This is a genomic window from Streptomyces sp. NPDC096132 (assembly GCF_044763345.1).
Lineage (GTDB): Bacteria > Actinomycetota > Actinomycetes > Streptomycetales > Streptomycetaceae > Streptomyces.
Genome location: NZ_JBIWGA010000019.1, coordinates 149,848 through 165,796, shown reverse-complemented (window position 1 = coordinate 165,796; position 15,949 = coordinate 149,848). Strand labels below are relative to the sequence as shown.

Sequence of the window (15,949 nt, the reverse complement as noted above, 5' to 3'; positions counted from 1 at the left end):
AAAACGACCGACTGGGAGCAGCCCCCGATGGCTCGACACCTCATCACCAGCGCCCTTCCGTACATCAACGGAATCAAGCACCTGGGCAACATGGTGGGGTCCATGCTCCCGGCGGACGTGTACTCCCGGTACCTCCGCCAGCGCGGCCACGACGTCCTCTACATCTGCGCCACGGACGAGCACGGCACCCCCGCCGAGCTGGCCGCGAAGGAGCAGGGCGTCCCCGTCGCGGACTTCTGCGCCCAGGCGCACGACGCGCAGAAGGCGGTCTACGACGGCTTCGCGCTGGCCTTCGACTACTTCGGCCGGAGCTCCAGCCCCCAGAACGTCGAGATCACCCAGCACTTCGCCCGCCGCCTCAACGAGAACGGCTTCATCGAGGAGCGGGCGATCCGCCAGGTGTACTCCCCCGCCGACGGCCGCTTCCTCCCGGACCGCTACGTCGAGGGCACCTGCCCCCACTGCGGCTACGACAAGGCCCGCGGCGACCAGTGCGAGAACTGCACCCGGGTGCTCGACCCGACCGACCTGATCAACCCGCGCAGCGCCATCTCCGGCTCCACGGACCTCGAGGTCCGCGAGACCAAGCACCTCTTCCTCCTCCAGTCCAAGCTCCAGCACGAGGTCGAGGAGTGGGTCTCGCGCCACGAGGACGACTGGCCGCAGCTGGCCTCCTCCATCGCCCGCAAGTGGCTGAACGAGGGCCTGCACGACCGCGCCATCACCCGTGACCTGGACTGGGGCGTCCCGGTCCCGGCCGACACCTGGCCGGAGCTGGCGGCCGAGGGCAAGGTCTTCTACGTCTGGTTCGACGCGCCGATCGAGTACATCGGTGCGACGAAGGAGTGGTCGGACCTCGACCCGGAGAACCGCGACTGGAAGTCCTGGTGGTACGAGGCGGACGACACCGTCCGCTACACCGAGTTCATGGCCAAGGACAACGTCCCCTTCCACACGGTGATGTTCCCGGCCACCGAGCTGGGCGTGCGCGAGCCCTGGAAGAAGGTCGACTACGTCAAGGCCTTCAACTGGCTGACGTACTACGGCGGGAAGTTCTCCACCTCCCAGAAGCGCGGCGTCTTCACCGACCAGGCCCTGGACATCCTCCCGGCCGACTACTGGCGCTACTTCCTCATCGCCAACGCCCCCGAGTCGGACGACTCGTCCTTCACCTGGGAGCACTTCACGGCCACGGTGAACAAGGACCTCGCCGACACCCTGGGCAACTTCGTCAACCGCGTGCTGTCCTTCTCCAAGAAGCGCTTCGGCGAGGAGGTCCCGGCGGGCAGCGCCGCCGGTGAGGCGGAGGCGAGGCTCGGGGAGCAGATCGCCGAACTGCTCGCCGAGTACGAGGGCCACATGGAGACCCTCCAGTTCCGCAAGGCGGCCGCCGCCCTGCGTGCCCTGTGGTCCGCGGGCAACTCCTACCTGGAGGAGAAGGCCCCCTGGCTGGAGATCAAGACCGACAAGGACGGCGCGGCCCTCACCCTCCGCACGGCGATGAACCTGATCCACCTCTACGCGGTGGTCTCGGAACCCTTCATCCCGTCGACGGCGAAGACCATGCGCGAGGCGTTCTCGCTGGAGAACGACACGGCGGCCTGGGTCACGGCGGACGAGGCGAAGGCCCTCGCCTCCGTCCCCGCCGGCACCCCCTTCACCGTCCCGCCGGTCCTCTTCGCCAAGCTCACGGACGACGACCTGGCGGCCTACAAGGAGCGCTTCGGCGGCGAACCGGCCGCATAAGGCGCCCACTCGCGAAGAGGGGCCCGGGATTCCGCATCCCGGGCCCCTCTTCGCCTATTTCCCGCCACCCCTTATGGTTTCCGCCATGCCAGTCCCCGAGGTCATTCCGATCGGCTACGAGCCGAAGCACCGCACCGAGTCCATCGGCCGGTACTCGGGCGGCCAGTTCCTCGCGTCGGTCACCTACGCGTTCCCCGAGGGCTTCGCGCTCGACGAGGGCTGGGAAGAGAACAAACGCCTCTACACGGTCCTGCACACCTTCGACGCCGAAGGCCACTACCGCGACTCGGACATCTGGTGCGCCGGCACCTGGGCCCAGCAACTGCGCAACCCGCACGGCGAGGACTCGGTCCTCACCCAGGCCCGCATCCGCCTGGCCCACCTCCTGCGCAGCCTCCCCGGCCGCTCCTACACGGACATCGCGATCCGCCCGTTCCGGATCACCTTCGAAGGCGTCCTGTTCGGCCTGGTGGTCCAGGAGGACGAGGACGAGCCCTGGGCCGAGCTCTACCCGGACCGTCTCGGCTTCGGCGCACCCTGGGACGGAACGTACGACACCTGACCGGCCGAGCAACTCCCCGGCCCCGTCCCGCGTCCCTGGCTACAGAATCCATCGCATGGGGGGCTCACATGGCGCTGTTCGGGAACGCGCACACGATCGACGCGGGGACGGCCCAGCAGGACTACGCGCGGCTGCTGGGCCAGGGGGAGCGGGTGCATGCCGCGTACCTGCTGATCCGGGACACGATCCTGTTCACCGACCGGCGGCTGCTGCTGATCGACAAGCAGGGCATCACCGGGAAGAAGGTGGAGTACCACTCGGTGCCGTACCGCAGCATCACACACTTCGCGGTCGAGACCGCCGGCACGTTCGACCTCGACGCCGAGCTGAAGATCTGGGTGTCGGGCACGTCGATGCCGATCCAGAAGACGTTCACCAAGGGTGTGGACATCTACGAGGTGCAGGCGATCCTCACGCAGTTCGTCGCCAGTTAAGGGAACGCGAGGGCCGGGGGCTCGTGGTCTCCCGGCCCTCGCGCGTCTCGGGTGCTACTTGAGCACGCCCGCGCCGGCCGTCGTCGACAGCGACGTGGGCAGGTTCTTCGCCGAGGACTCCAGGTCGGCCGTCAGGGCCGGCGTCCAGTTGACCGTCGTCTTCAGGTCCTTGGAGGAGGCCGCGTTGTACGCGGCGACGAGGTCGGTCGCCGTGCCGTTGACGAGGTTGCCGGAGCCCTTGACCGCGCCGGTGCCGTCGCCGCTGAGCAGCTTGGCGACCTTCACGGACGACGGGACCTTCCAGTAGTTGTTCTCGGCGACGACCTGGGCCTTGGCGCGGGAGTTGATGCTGTACTGCACCGCGTAGCCGTTGAGGGTCGTGACGTCGTAGTAGTTGTTGTAGATGTGCACCTGGCCGACCCGGACCAGCGGCGCGCGCTGGACGATGCCCTTCCAGATGTTGTGGTGGATCGAGACGCGCAGCTTGCCGCTGGGCTCGCTGTCGCTGCTGCCGATCAGCATGGTCTTGTCGTGGTTGGTGAACTGGTTGCGCGAGACGGTCACCAGGTCGGAGCTCTTGGTGATGTCGAGGGCGCCGTCGTGGATCTGGTACTCGCGGCCGTAGTACTTGGGGTTGGCGCTGTCCAGGTGGGGCGCGTCGGTGAAGGTGTTGTGGTCGGCCCAGACGTGGGTGGCGCCGCGCAGGGTCACCGAGTCGTAGTTGGAGTTCCAGTTGCCGTCGTCGCCGTCGGTCGGGTCCCACTGCGGGAAGCAGTCCTCGGTGGCCGAGAAGTTCAGGTTGCGGACGATGACGTTGTCCACGTTCTGGATCTGCAGCATGCCGCCGCTGATCCCGGCGTTGGTGCCGGGGACGCCGACGACGGTCGTGTTGGCGGGCACCTTGAAGACGATGTTCTTCGCCTGCTTGGTCTGGGCGGCGGCGCGGGCCTTCTCCTGGGTGCCCGAGGGGAGCTTCGACCGACCATAGGTGGACGGGTCGTAGGCCTTCAGATACGCCGAGAGCGAGTAGCCCGTGCCCGACGCGTAGTCGGCGCAGGTCAGCTTCTTGCCGGAGTCATTGGTGTTGGCGTCGATGGTGCCCTTGACCTTGATGATCCGGGGCGTGGTGTCGGACGCCGAACCCAGCGCCTTCACGAGCTCGGCGCGGGTGGAGACGGTGAAGGTGTGCGCGGCGTCGGCCTTGGTGCCACCGGTCGTGCCCGTGCCGGAGGAGGCCCAGCCGTCCTTCGCGGCGAGCGTCTGGTGGTACAGGTCCACGGTTCCGGCGTTCGCGTTCATCACGACGACACCGGCGCCGACGCCGACCGCCACGACGGCGGCGGACACGACGAGGGTGCGGCGGGCGCGGAGGGACCGGCGGTGGGAAGCAGCTGCCACGGGGGTTCCTTACGGGGAGGAGCGGGTTTACGACCTGTCAGTGGCCGCCGGGTCGTGAAGAGTTGCCGCGTCCCGAGAATTTTTTCCGCCGCCCCCTCCGCCACACGATCGAACGCCTTCACGATTCCCTCACGAGCGGCTTAAGGTGCCAACGGGGGTGAACGCCCCTTACGGGGAGGGGAATCCATACAGATGGGCAGATCAGTCCTGCCGTCGCGCCGTCGTGCCGCGGCCACCGCGCTCGTCACCGTCTCGCTCGTCCTCGCGGGCGCCGCGCTCCCGGCCGCTCCGGCCGCCGCCGCGCCCGTGCTGCCGCCGTGGAGCAGTCCGGCGTACCTCGCCTGGGTGAAGGCGGACGTCCAGGAGGTCGTCGTCACCGGGGACGGCACCGCCGTGGTGCTCTGGCAGGAGGGCACCTCCAGCGACCTCTACGCGGCGGTGCGCCCCGCGAACAGCGACACCTGGGGCAGCAGGGTCCAGCTCGGCGACATCGTCCACGACGGGGCGCGCCTCGCGGCCCGGCCGGACGGATCGGTGGTCGCGCTGTGGACCACCCACACGCACATCGCGTCCGCCACCCTGCGCGCCGGGCAGACGTCCTGGTCGCAGCCCACGGTGATCGCCACGGACCCGAGCAAGGACTTCGAGTACCCCGACCTCGCGGTGGGGCCGGGCGGGACGGTCGCCGCCGTGTGGGCCCAGCGGGTGTCGAGTTCCGGCAGGAGCGAGGCGTACGCCGCCACCCTCGTCGAGGAGAACACCTGGTCCACTCCGGCGCAGGTCAGCAACGCCGCCACCTACGCGGGCCCGACCGGGTACGGGATGGTCGCGGGGCCGCAGATCGCGTACGACGCACAGGGCGGGCTCGTCGTGTCGTACTGGATGAAGTACGGCGAGATCTACCGGGTGATGAGCAACGCCAAGCCGTTCGACACCTACAGCTGGCCGACCCCTCAGCTGGTCGACTCGACCCGGCGGCTGCCCACGCTGGCCTCCGGCGCGGACGGCTCGGTCCAGCTGGTGTGGCAGGACCTGAACGGCACCTTCCAGACCGTACGGCGGGCCGACGCGGCCTCGGCGTGGAGCGCGCCGCAGACCGCCGCGACCGCCGTCGGCGACCCCGCCGAGACCCCGGATCCGCTGGTCGGACCGGACGGCGAGGTCACCCTTGTCTGGCACGACCGGGCCACGGGCGCGAACGACGTACGGACCACCACCTTCGACAGTGCCGCCGGCACCTGGTCGGCGTCGAAAACCCTGAACTCCGCCGACGCCGAGTACTCCTCGGACGCGGCCATCGCCCCCGACGGCTCGGTCCATGTGCTGTGGCCGGAACTCGACGCCGGCCAGACGACGGCGACCAGCCTCTACGAGGCCACCCTCGTCGACGGTGAGTGGACGTCGGCCCGCCGGGTGGGCGGCGGCAGCCCGGCGGTGCGCGGCGAGATCGCGGCGAACTCAGCCGGCAACGCCACCGCCGTCTGGGGGCGGTCGTCCAGCCTCTCGGCCTACGCGTACGTGTACGCCTCCCGCACCGTCTGGCCCACGCTGACGGTGACCGACAAGACCGTCCCGGCCACCGTGCCCCTGAAGGGCACCACCTCCTCCAGCGCCGCCTGGAAGCCGACCTGGACGACGAACTCGGCGGTCGCCTCCTGGACGCTCACCCTCACGGACGCCGCCGGCAAGGCGGTACGCACCCTCACCGGTGCCGCCGACCCCGCGACCGGCTCCACGACCGTCGCCCCGGTCTGGAACGGCCGCACCACCACCGGCGCGATCGCCCTCAACGGCAGGCTGACCTGGACGCTGAAGGCGGTCCAGTGGGGCTCCGGCACTCCGTCGACCCTCGGGACCGGCACCGTCACGGTGACCGGCGGCAGCCCGGCCTTCCGTGACTTCGGCGGCCACGACGTCACCACGGACGGCCTCGGCGACCTGCTCCACCTCGATTCCTCGGGAAGGCTCCAGTGGGCCCTCGGCGACGGGACCGGACAGCTCGAGACGGGTGCGTCGGCCACGGGCTGGCCGACGAGCGTCAAGGCGGTGCCGTTCGGCGATCTGAACGGCGAGCGCTGCAACGACGTCCTCGTCCGCGTGGGCGACGCCCTGCGCGCGTACCGGCCGGCCTGCGGGACCGCGCCCAAGCCGTCGACGACGTACAAGTCGATCTCGAAGACCGGCTGGAAGCAGTACGACGTCCTGACCTACCCCGGTGACGTCACCAAGGACGGCCGCCCCGACCTCATCGCCCGCAACGCCACCACCGGCGCCGTCTACCTCTACAAGGGCACCAGCACCGCCACCCTCTCGGCGCGGGTGAAGCTGTACGACAACTGGAAGACGTACAAGAAGGTCGTCGGCGCCGGGGACCTCAACGGCGACGGCATCGGCGACCTCATCGCCCAGGACAAGGCGAACAACCTGTACCGCTACTACGGCAAGGGCAACGGCACCTTCTCCGCGCGGGCGAAGATCTTCTCCAACTGGGGCTCCTCGTACAACGCGGTCGTCGGCGTCGGCGACATCGACCGCGATGGGAAGACAGACCTGATCGCGCGCGACACCGCGGGCAACCTCTACCGCCAGTCCGGCAACGGAAGGGGCTCGTACGGCAGCCGTGTCAAGATCGGCGGTGGCTTCGACCGCCTCAAGGGGCTGTTCTGAGGTGAGGGCGGGGGCCGTTCACTGTTGACGGCCCCCGCCGCCACCCGGTCCACCGCCGCCGAACCCGCCGCCCTCCGGCGCGTCCCCGGCCGTGACCGTCGCGATCTCCTCCGCCGAGCCGAGCGTGCCGGACCGGGTGTAGAGGCCGCCCGAGCCGTCCGTGGCGGAGGTCGAGCCGCCCGAGTAGATCCGGTAGGACTCACCGGACGTGATCGCGGACGACGAGTAGACGACGTTCTGGATCTGCTTGGACGTGACGTACGTGGCGACGACCTTGCCGTCGGCGTCGACGACGTGCAGGGTCGTGCCCGCCGGGACGGAGGAGTCCAGGGTCGCCGACAGCCAGCCCTGCTCGGACTCCTCGTCGGGGGCGACGGCCATGCCCGCGCTGCCCGCGGCGAGCAGCGTGCCGCCGCTGACGGTGAAACTCCCGTTGACGTCGAGGGCGCCGTTGCCGCCCTGCTGGGGGCCGTTGACGACGATCGTGCCGCCGGTGATCTCGGCCGTGCCGTTGGAGTCGAGACCGTCTCCCTCGGAGTCCACGACCAGGGTGCCGCCGGTGACGGTCAGCTTGTAGTCGCCGACGCTCTCCCCGCCGCCCCCGCCGCCGGGGCCACCGCCCGGGCCCTGCTCCGCACTCCCGCTGCTGCCCGAGGCGTTGATGCCGTCGTCGCTCGAGACGATCGACACCGAGCCGCCGCCCACGACGATGTCGAAGCCCTCCAGGCCCTCCTCCGCCTTGGTGATCTTCACCGTGCCGTCGTCGATGACGAGGTCGCCCTCCGCGTGCACCCCGTCGTCCCCGCTCGCAGCGGTGACCGTGGCCCCGGCGAAGTGGACGGCGCCGTCGCTGTGCACGGCGTCGTCGGAGGCGTCGACGGCGACCGTGCCGCCCTCCAGCACACCGATGACCCCGGCCTTCAGCCCCTTGGCGGAGGTCTCGTCGGAGGGCTCGGTGCCGCTCCCACCCCCGCTCGCGACGGTCAGCCGGCCGCCCGTGACCACGAGGTCGGTCGCCGCGTCGATGCCGTCGCCCTCGGCGGTGACCTCGACCGCGCCGCCCGCCACGGACACGTACCCGGAGTCCGCGTCGTCCTCGTTGTCGGCCTTGAGCCCGTCGCCGCCCGCGTCGACGGTGACCGCGCCGTCCTCGACGACCAGGTAGTCCTTGCCCCGGATGCCGTCGTCGGCGGCGGTGACGTTCACCGTGCCGGAGGCGATGACCAGCCCGTCCTTGCTCGCGATGCCGTCGTTGCCGTTGCCCTTCACGGTGAGCGTGCCGCCGCCCCCGACGGTCAGGTCGCCGGCGCTGAACAGGGCCGCGTTCGCGTCGGCGTCGTCGGCGTAGGAACCGGCGTCGGAGAGGGTGTTCGCGCTGCCGTCGGCGAGGACGACGACGAGCTGGTCCACGGCGGTGGCCGCGACGGCCGCACCGGTGGAACTGGAGATCCTGGCCCCGTCGAGGACCAGCTTCACCGTGGCGTCCGCCGCGTCGACGACGATCTGTCCGTCGGTGAGCGTGCCGCTGATCCGGTAGGTGCCGCCGGCGGTGATGGTCACGGTCGAGCCGCTGACCTTGGCCCCTTCCCCCTTCACGGCGGCGGAGTCCCCGCCGAGTTCGATCTCCACGGCGTCGGAGGCGTCCTCGGTGAGGTCGGCGTCGTGGGCCTTCTTGTCGGCGGCGAGAACCGTGGCGGCGCTCTGGGCGCCCTCCACGGCGGAACCGGAAGTGGCGGATTCCGTGCTGCCGGCCGCCTCCTCGGAGCTGTCCGAGGAGCATCCGGCCAGCGCCGCCGAGGCCAGGGCGACGGAGGCGAGGGCGGCCGCCAGCTTCCGCCGTACCGTGCTTCCGATGCTCATGCGGGGCTCCCGTCGAGTGCGGTGGGGAAGTGGCGCCGCAGGACCGGCAGCCAGCGGTGGGCGGGGAGTTCGGGGCGCAGGGCGGCGAGGCCGGTGCCGTACTTGGAGACCGTGCAGGGCCGGTGGCCCAGCGACCACAGCAGCCGGTCGGCCCCTGACCCGGCCCGCCCGGCCTTCGTCTCGACGACGGCCCGGTCGGGGACGCCCAGCACCCGGGACCCGTCGGGCAGGGCCCACACCAGCCCGGTGTCGACCGTCACGCGGCTGCCGTCGCCGGGCAGCAGCAGGGTCGTACGGCGGTACGTCGTCGTCAGCGCGGGCCGGAAGCGGAAGCCGCGGGAGTCGATGCGGGCCGAGGCGAGGACGGTGTCGACGAAGGCACGGCCGGCCGGGTCGAGCAGACGGTCGTCACCCTCGTACGGGGTCCGCTGCTTGACGGTCGTCCCGCGCGGGCCTCGCGTCTTGACCTCCAGGAAATCGACCTGCGCGTCGAGATAGCTGCGGATCCGCAGCTTGAAGCGGCGCCGGCGGCCGCGGGCGGCGCCCAGGTAGGCGTCGAGCCGGGGGGTGTCGTGGTACAGCGACCGGTAGCCGAAGTCCCGTTCGCCGTCGATCTCCAGGACCCGTACGTCCATGCCGAGGCCGCCGAGCAGGAACGGCAGGTCGGCGAGCGGCAGGACGTACTTGCGGTCCAGGCGGGTCAACAGCGCGGCGCGGTCCACGAGTTCGTCGAGACCTACGGGACGCAGGGCGCCGACGGCCGTGCCGAGGGAGTCGAGCGCGGTCACGCCCGTACCCCCGGCCGCCGCACGGCCTCCGGTGCCGGGGCCGGCACCCCGCCGTCCCGGACGACGTACCGGACCTCGACCTGGGTGGTGTCGTTGACGAGGTCGATGCCCTTGACCGACAGGTTCACCACCCGCCCGCCGAGCAGCACTTCGAGATGGGCGCGCAGGGCGGCCTCGTCGGTGTGCGCGGAGTCCAGACGGAGGCTGCGGGTGCGGTGCCGGGCGAAGAGGCGGGGGTGGTCGGCGACGTAGAGCGTGCCGACGAGCAGGGCCGTCAGCGCGACGGGCAGGACGGACGTCTCCTCGGGGATGCCGTTGAGCAGGCCGATCGCCAGGGCCGCGAAGTAGTAGGCGATCTCGTGCTGCGCGATCTCGTACGACCGCAGCCGGATGATCGACAGCACCCCGAACAGGCCCATCCCGAGCCCGATCCCCACGGCCGCCTGACTCAGCGTCATCGCGACGGCGAGCACCCCGACGTTGATCCCGAGGAACGCGGTGACCAGGTCCCTGCGGTGATGGCGCGGGAAGTAGACGGCGAAGGCCAGGACGGAGATGGCGACCAGGTCCGTGACGACGAGGAGCGGTTGGGTGCTCATGTCACGACGATCGGGGCACCACCTGTGAACCGCCTTTGTACTCCGTTAAGCGACTTTGAGAAGTGCGGGGAAACAACGGGGAACCGGCCAACAAAGCACGGTAAAAGCCCTGACAAAGCCCCCGGGTCCGGCTCATCCCGATGGCCCGTTCGGCCGATCCTCGCTCGCGGAGCCGCACCGGCCCTCGAAGGATGCTCCTGACGGCCCTGCGGACCAGGTGGGAGAGGCGATGGGACGACTGAGTCGGCGACGGACATGGCTCCTGCTGTGTCTCGGCCTGGTCATCGGCGCGATCGGCTCCAGCGAGGCGTTCGCGGAGTGACGGCACGTCACCCGGCCGGGTCGTCCGCGCAGGACAACCCGGCCGGGGCGTGCTCCGCTGGACGTGTGCAGCTGCTCCCCGTCCCCGTCCGCCGGTTCGCCGCCTGGTGTGCGGTGATCCTGCTCGTCGCGGGCGTGGTGTACGTCGGGATCCGGCTGTGCGCGACCTTCCGTACGGCCGTCACGCCGGTGCTGCTCGCGCTGCTCGGGACGGCCCTGCTCAGGCCGCTGTACCGGCGGCTGGTGAAGGCACGGGTGCCGCGGTCGATGGCGGCGGCGCTGACCTGTGTCGCCGTCGTCGCGGTCGTCGGCGGGGCGGTGTACATCGTGGTCGCCGCGCTGATCGACACCGGGGACCAGATCGTCGCCTCGCTGAAGAACGCGGCGCGGGGCGTCGCCGAGCACTTCGGGGCGGCCGGCACCTCGCTGGACGACCTGGCCTCCAACTCCAGGGACCTGCTGACGCGGTTCGGCGGGACGGCCGCCTCCAACGTGATCAGCGGCGTCAGCGTGGTCGGCGAGACCATCGCCATGGCGGTGCTCGCCCTGCTGCTCGTCTTCTTCTTCCTGCGGGACTCGCACCGGGCGGCCGACGCCCTGCGCTCCGTCGCCCCCGGCGGGGCCGGGGACACCATGGAGGCGATGGGACGGCGGGCCTTCGCGGCGGTGGAGGGGTTCATGCGGGGGACCACCTTCATCGCCTTCATCGACGCCGTGTGCATCACCGTCGGGCTGCTCGTCCTCGACGTACCGGGGGCCGTGGGCCTCGGCGCCCTCGTCTTCGTCGGCGCCTACATCCCCTACCTGGGCGCCTTCATCTCCGGCGCCGTCGCGGTGCTCGTCGCCCTCGCCGACCGCGGCTTCGTCATCGCCCTGTGGGCCCTGGGCGTGGTGCTCGCCGTACAGGTCCTGGAGGGCCATGTCCTCCAGCCGGTGATCCAGAGCCGGACCGTCCAGATGCACCCGGCCGTCGTCATGCTGGCCATCACCGCCGGCGCCTCCGTGGCCGGCATCCTCGGCATGCTCCTCGCCGTCCCCCTGACGGCGGCGGGCTTCGGGGTCCTGCACGAGCTGCGAACGCGCTACGCCACTCCCGAACCGCCCGGACCGTCGGAGCCACCCGAGCCATCGGCGCCGCCCGGGCCACCCGGACCGCCAGCACCGCCCCAGCCACCCTGACCATCGGAGCCACCCTGACCGTCGGAGCCGCCCGGACCATCGGAGCCGCCCGGGCCATCGGCGCCGCCCGAGCCACCCGGACCGCCAGCACCGCCCCAGCCACCCTGACCATCGGAGCCACCCGAGCCATCTACGCCACCCGAGCCACCCGGACCGCCAGCACCGCCCCAGCCACCCTGACCATCGGAGCCACCCGAGCCATCTACGCCACCCGAGCCACCCGGACCGCCAGCACCGCCCCAGCCGCCCTGACCGTCGGAGCCACCCGAGCCATCTACGCCGCCCGGGCCACCAGGGCCATCGGCGCGACCCAGGCTGCCCGGGCCACCCGAGCCGTCGGCCTCGTAGAGCTCGAACCAGATGCTCTTGCCCTCGCCCCGCGGCGCCACCCCCCAGGTGTCCGCGAGCAGTTCGATGAGGACGAGGCCGCGGCCGGAGGAGGCCAGTTCGCCGGGCCGGCGTTTGTGGGGGAGGTCGTCGCTGGTGTCGGTGACCTCGATGCGGATGCGGCGTTCGCCGGGGGCGCCGGTGACCTCGGCGACCAGCAGTGCGTCGGCGTCGGTGTGGACGAGGACGTTGGTGAGGGTCTCGGAGACGAGCAGGACCGCCGAGTCGACCTGGTCCTCGCTCGGCCAGTCGTGGAGCAGTTCGCGCAGCTGCTGCCGGCCCACGGCGATCCGCTCGGGCTCGGCCTGCGCGACCGTGAGCATGGTGCGCCGGACGGGCGTCCGGGCGGGTGCGGCGGCGGCCGGGCCGCAGCCCGCCCCGCCGTGGCGGCACAGCAGCAGAAGGGCGATGTCGTCCCCGCGGCGGTCGGCGAGCGGGCCGGGGGTGTGGTGGGAGGGCGGGCCGTGCACGGCCTGGACGAGCGCGTCGGCCAGCTCCTCCAGCCCCCCGTCCTCACCCTCGAGGGTCTCGCGGATCCGCCGCCAGCCGGTGTCGAGGTCATGGCCGCCGGTCTCCAGCAGACCGTCGGTGCACAGCATCAGCGTCTCGCCGGGCTCCAGGGCGAGCCGGGTGGTGGGGTAGTCGGCGTCCGGGTCGATGCCCAGCGGCAGGCCGCCGGCCGTGGCCCGGACCAGGACCGTGCCGTCGGCCATCCGGACGGCCGGGTCGAGATGCCCGGCCCGCGCTGTCTCCAGCACGCCGGTCACCGGATCGACCTCGATGTAGAGGCAGGTCGCGAAGCGCAGGTCCGTGTCGTTGCAGGCCTGGTTGATGCCGTGGAGGAAGCCGGAGGCGCGGGAGAGCACGGCGTCGGGCCGGTGGCCCTCGGCGGCGTAGGCGCGCAGGGCGATACGGAGCTGGCCCATGAGCCCGGCCGCACGGACGTCGTGCCCCTGGACGTCCCCGATGACCAGCGCGAACCGGCCGCGGGGCAGGGGGATCATGTCGTACCAGTCGCCGCCGACCTGGAGGCCGCCGCCGGTCGGTATGTAGCGGGCGGCCAGGGTCATGCCCGGTATCTCGGGGCCGAGCGTGGGCAGCATGGAGCGCTGGAGGCCGTCGGTCAGCTCACGCTGTGTCTCGGCGGCGCCCGCGCGGGTGAGGGCCTGGGCGAGCATCCGGGCGACCGTGGTGAGCACGGACCGCTCGTCCGGGGTGAAGGCCACCGGGTGCGTGAAGGCGGCCATCCAGGCGCCCATCGTCCGCCCGGCCACCGTCAGCGGCAGGAACGCCCATGACTCCCGGCCGAAGTGCGCGGCCAGCGGCCAGGTGAGCGGGTAGCGCTCCTTGTACTGCTGGGGCGAGGAAACATAGACGGCCCGGCCGGTGCGCACGACCTCGGCGGCCGGGTAGTCCGTCGCCACGGGCATATGGGTGAAGGGGCCCTCGTCGCCGGGCTGCTGCCCGTGGTGGCCGATGATCGTCAGCCGGTCGCCGTCGACCCCGAAGACGGCGAGCCCGTCCGGCGAGAACCCCGGCATCGCCAGGCCCGCCGCCACCCGCAGCACCTCCTCCGTGGACCGCGCCTCCGCCAGCGCCCGGCCCGCGTCCAGCAGGAACGCCTCGCGCGAGCGCCGCCAGTCACCGGTGACGGCGGTGCGTCCGGCGGGGGTGCCCGGCCGGGGCTCGGTGACCTCCTGGAGGGTGCCGATCAGCTCGTACGCCCCCTTCTCGGGGTCGTAGGAGGGCTTGGAACGGCTGCGGACCACCCGGACGACATGCCCCTGCTCGTCCATGATCCGGATGCGCACCTCGGCGAGGGTGCCCTCGGCGACGGCGAGCTGGACGACTCCGGTGATCTCGTTCCAGTCGACGGGGTGCAGCCGGGCCCGGGTCTGGGCCTCGGTGAGCACCGTCTGCTCGGCGGGCAGCCCGAGCAGCCGGGCAGCCTCGGCGTCGACCGTGACCAGCCCGGCGGCGGTGCTCCAGTGCCACAGGCCGGTCGCGAGGGAGGCGAGGACCTCCCCCACGGCGGGCAACGGTTCGCCAGCGCGCATTGCCCCACCTTAGGAAGACGGGAACGAGAAGTGCCACTGATCACCGCCCGGGTAATGAGGGGAGGCGATCTTGGGCCGCCCGGTACGCTGGGGGTTGTTTCACGTGAAACGTGCTCCCTATCCGCGAAGGCTGGATGAACGACGATGCATCGGTACAGGTCCCACACCTGCGGCGAGCTCCGCTCCTCTGACGTCGGCACCGACGTCCGGCTGAGTGGCTGGCTGCACAATCGGCGCGACCTGGGCGGCATCCTCTTCATCGATCTGCGCGACCACTACGGCATCACGCAGCTCGTCGCCCGTCCCGGCACGCCCGCGTACGAGGCGCTGGACAAGCTGACCAAGGAGTCGACGGTCCGGGTCGACGGCAAGGTCGTCTCGCGTGGCGCGGAGAACGTCAACGCGGACCTGCCGACCGGTGAGGTCGAGGTCGAGGTGGGCGAGGTCGAGCTGCTCGGCGCCGCCCAGCCGCTGCCCTTCACGATCAACACCGAGGACGGGGTCAACGAGGAGCGGCGCCTGGAGTACCGCTTCCTGGACCTGCGCCGCGAGCGCATGCACCGCAACATCATGCTGCGTACGGCGGTCATCTCGGCGATCCGTCACAAGATGACGGCGCTGGGCTTCAACGAGATGGCGACCCCGATCCTGTCCGCGACCTCCCCCGAGGGCGCGCGCGACTTCGTGGTCCCCTCCCGTCTGAACCCGGGCAAGTTCTACGCCCTCCCGCAGGCGCCGCAGCAGTTCAAGCAGCTGCTGATGATCTCGGGCTTCGACCGCTACTTCCAGATCGCGCCCTGTTTCCGTGACGAGGACGCGCGCGCGGACCGTTCGCCGGGCGAGTTCTACCAGCTCGACGTCGAGATGAGCTTCGTCGAGCAGGAGGATGTCTTCCGTCCGATCGAGCAGCTGATGACCGAGCTGTTCGAGGAGTTCGGCGGCGGCCGCCACGTCACCTCTCCCTTCCCCCGCATCCCGTTCCGCGAGGCGATGCTGAAGTACGGCTCCGACAAGCCGGACCTGCGGGCCCAGCTGGAGCTCGTCGACATCACCGACGTCTTCGAGGGCTCGGAGTTCAAGGCCTTCGCCGGCAAGCACGTGCGTGCGCTGCCCGTGCCGGCCGTCCAGGACCAGCCCCGCAAGTTCTTCGACCAGCTCGGCGAGTACGCGATCTCGCTGGGCGCCAAGGGTCTGGCCTGGGTCCGGGTCGCCGAGGACGGTTCACTGACCGGCCCGATCGCCAAGTTCCTCACCGAGGAGAACGTCGCCGAGCTGACCAAGCGTCTGTCGCTGGCCGCCGGTCACGCCGTGTTCTTCGGCGCGGGCGAGTTCGACGAGGTCTCGAAGATCATGGGCGCGGTGCGCGTCGAGGCCGCCAAGCGGGCCGGCCAGTTCGAGGACGGCGTCTTCCGCTTCTGCTGGATCGTCGACTTCCCGATGTACGAGAAGGACGAGGACACCGGCGCGATCGACTTCTCGCACAACCCGTTCTCCATGCCGCAGGGCGGCCTGGAGGCCCTCCAGACCCAGGACCCGCTGGACATCCTGGGCTGGCAGTACGACATCGTCTGCAACGGCGTCGAGCTGTCCTCCGGCGCGATCCGGAACCACGAGCCGGAGATCATGCTCAAGGCGTTCGAGATCGCGGGCTACGACCGGGAGACCGTCGAGGAGAAGTTCGCGGGCATGCTGCGCGCGTTCCGCTTCGGCGCCCCGCCGCACGGTGGCATCGCGCCCGGCGTCGACCGCATCGTCATGCTCCTCGCGGACGAGCCGAACATCCGCGAGACGATCGCGTTCCCGCTCAACGGCAACGCCCAGGACCTGATGATGGGCGCGCCGACGGAGCTGGAGGAGGCTCGGCTGAGGGAGCTGCACCTGTCGGTGCGCAAGCCGCAGCCGAAGTAGCCCGGCTGAAAAGGGGCGGGAACCGAGGTCGGTTTCCCGCCCC

The 15,949-nt window shown here is 71.1% G+C and carries 10 protein-coding genes and 1 pseudogene; 6 read left to right on the top strand and 5 right to left on the bottom strand.

Annotated features, from left to right (window positions below):
• The first annotated feature begins 27 nt into the window (after window positions 1–27).
• From metG to ACIRF9_RS36465, 3 genes are all read left to right on the top strand, one after another.
• Window positions 28–1,746 carry a methionine--tRNA ligase gene (gene metG / locus ACIRF9_RS36475; protein ID WP_403831247.1) on the top strand — a complete coding sequence of 573 codons (1,719 nt, stop codon included), beginning with the start codon at window positions 28–30 and terminating at the stop codon, window positions 1,744–1,746.
• Between the two features lie 85 nt (window positions 1,747–1,831).
• Complete coding sequence (locus tag ACIRF9_RS36470; protein ID WP_403831245.1) at window positions 1,832–2,308, top strand: hypothetical protein; 477 nt, start codon at window positions 1,832–1,834, stop codon at window positions 2,306–2,308.
• Window positions 2,309–2,376: 68 nt separating this feature from the next.
• A complete protein-coding gene (locus ACIRF9_RS36465; protein ID WP_403831242.1) occupies window positions 2,377–2,742 on the top strand; it encodes a PH domain-containing protein in 366 nt (121 codons plus the stop codon).
• Window positions 2,743–2,796: 54 nt separating this feature from the next.
• Here ACIRF9_RS36465 and ACIRF9_RS36460 read toward each other — a convergent pair whose 3' ends face one another.
• Window positions 2,797–4,140, bottom strand: coding sequence for a polysaccharide lyase family 1 protein (locus ACIRF9_RS36460; RefSeq protein WP_403831240.1), 1,344 nt, complete (start codon window positions 4,138–4,140; stop codon window positions 2,797–2,799).
• A gap of 192 nt (window positions 4,141–4,332) precedes the next feature.
• On the opposite strand from ACIRF9_RS36460, the gene ACIRF9_RS36455 reads away from it, so the two are divergent.
• Window positions 4,333–6,807: an FG-GAP-like repeat-containing protein gene (locus tag ACIRF9_RS36455; protein ID WP_403831238.1), complete on the top strand. Its 2,475-nt coding sequence runs from the start codon at window positions 4,333–4,335 to the stop codon at window positions 6,805–6,807.
• An 18-nt stretch (window positions 6,808–6,825) separates the two neighbouring features.
• Here the strand turns inward: ACIRF9_RS36455 and ACIRF9_RS36450 are convergent, their stop codons facing one another.
• The 3 genes from ACIRF9_RS36450 to ACIRF9_RS36440 are packed head-to-tail and all read right to left on the bottom strand — an operon-like array spanning window position 6,826 to window position 10,054.
• The gene (locus ACIRF9_RS36450) at window positions 6,826–8,667 is read right to left on the bottom strand and encodes a carbohydrate-binding domain-containing protein (protein ID WP_403831235.1); all 1,842 of its coding nucleotides are present in this window, start codon (window positions 8,665–8,667) and stop codon (window positions 6,826–6,828) included.
• Complete coding sequence (locus ACIRF9_RS36445) at window positions 8,664–9,455, bottom strand: VTC domain-containing protein (protein ID WP_403831232.1); 792 nt, start codon at window positions 9,453–9,455, stop codon at window positions 8,664–8,666. The genes ACIRF9_RS36450 and ACIRF9_RS36445 overlap by 4 nt, the downstream gene beginning before the upstream one ends.
• Complete coding sequence (locus ACIRF9_RS36440; protein WP_403831229.1) at window positions 9,452–10,054, bottom strand: DUF4956 domain-containing protein; 603 nt, start codon at window positions 10,052–10,054, stop codon at window positions 9,452–9,454. Before ACIRF9_RS36440 ends, ACIRF9_RS36445 begins: the two co-directional genes overlap by 4 nt.
• A gap of 387 nt (window positions 10,055–10,441) precedes the next feature.
• Here ACIRF9_RS36440 and ACIRF9_RS36435 point away from each other — a divergent pair, with 387 nt between their 5' ends.
• A complete protein-coding gene (locus ACIRF9_RS36435; RefSeq protein ID WP_403831227.1) occupies window positions 10,442–11,554 on the top strand; it encodes an AI-2E family transporter in 1,113 nt (370 codons plus the stop codon).
• A gap of 299 nt (window positions 11,555–11,853) precedes the next feature.
• On the opposite strand, the pseudogene ACIRF9_RS36430 reads toward ACIRF9_RS36435, so the two are convergent.
• Window positions 11,854–13,998: pseudogene (locus tag ACIRF9_RS36430) on the bottom strand (SpoIIE family protein phosphatase); the annotation flags it as partial.
• Window positions 13,999–14,142: 144 nt separating this feature from the next.
• Here ACIRF9_RS36430 and aspS point away from each other — a divergent pair.
• Complete coding sequence (gene aspS / locus ACIRF9_RS36425) at window positions 14,143–15,906, top strand: aspartate--tRNA ligase (RefSeq protein WP_403831225.1); 1,764 nt, start codon at window positions 14,143–14,145, stop codon at window positions 15,904–15,906.
• The last annotated feature ends 43 nt before the right edge of the window (window positions 15,907–15,949 follow it).

Bases quoted from the DNA above. Each gene is read 5' to 3' on its own strand.
- metG (WP_403831247.1), top strand. From the start codon at position 28: ATGGCTCGACACCTCATCACCAGCGCCCTTCCGTACATCAACGGAATC.
- ACIRF9_RS36470 (WP_403831245.1), top strand. From the start codon at position 1,832: ATGCCAGTCCCCGAGGTCATTCCGATCGGCTACGAGCCGAAGCACCGC.
- ACIRF9_RS36465 (WP_403831242.1), top strand. From the start codon at position 2,377: ATGGCGCTGTTCGGGAACGCGCACACGATCGACGCGGGGACGGCCCAG.
- ACIRF9_RS36455 (WP_403831238.1), top strand. From the start codon at position 4,333: ATGGGCAGATCAGTCCTGCCGTCGCGCCGTCGTGCCGCGGCCACCGCG.
- ACIRF9_RS36450 (WP_403831235.1), bottom strand. From the start codon at position 8,667: ATGAGCATCGGAAGCACGGTACGGCGGAAGCTGGCGGCCGCCCTCGCC.
- ACIRF9_RS36440 (WP_403831229.1), bottom strand. From the start codon at position 10,054: ATGAGCACCCAACCGCTCCTCGTCGTCACGGACCTGGTCGCCATCTCC.
- aspS (WP_403831225.1), top strand. From the start codon at position 14,143: ATGCATCGGTACAGGTCCCACACCTGCGGCGAGCTCCGCTCCTCTGAC.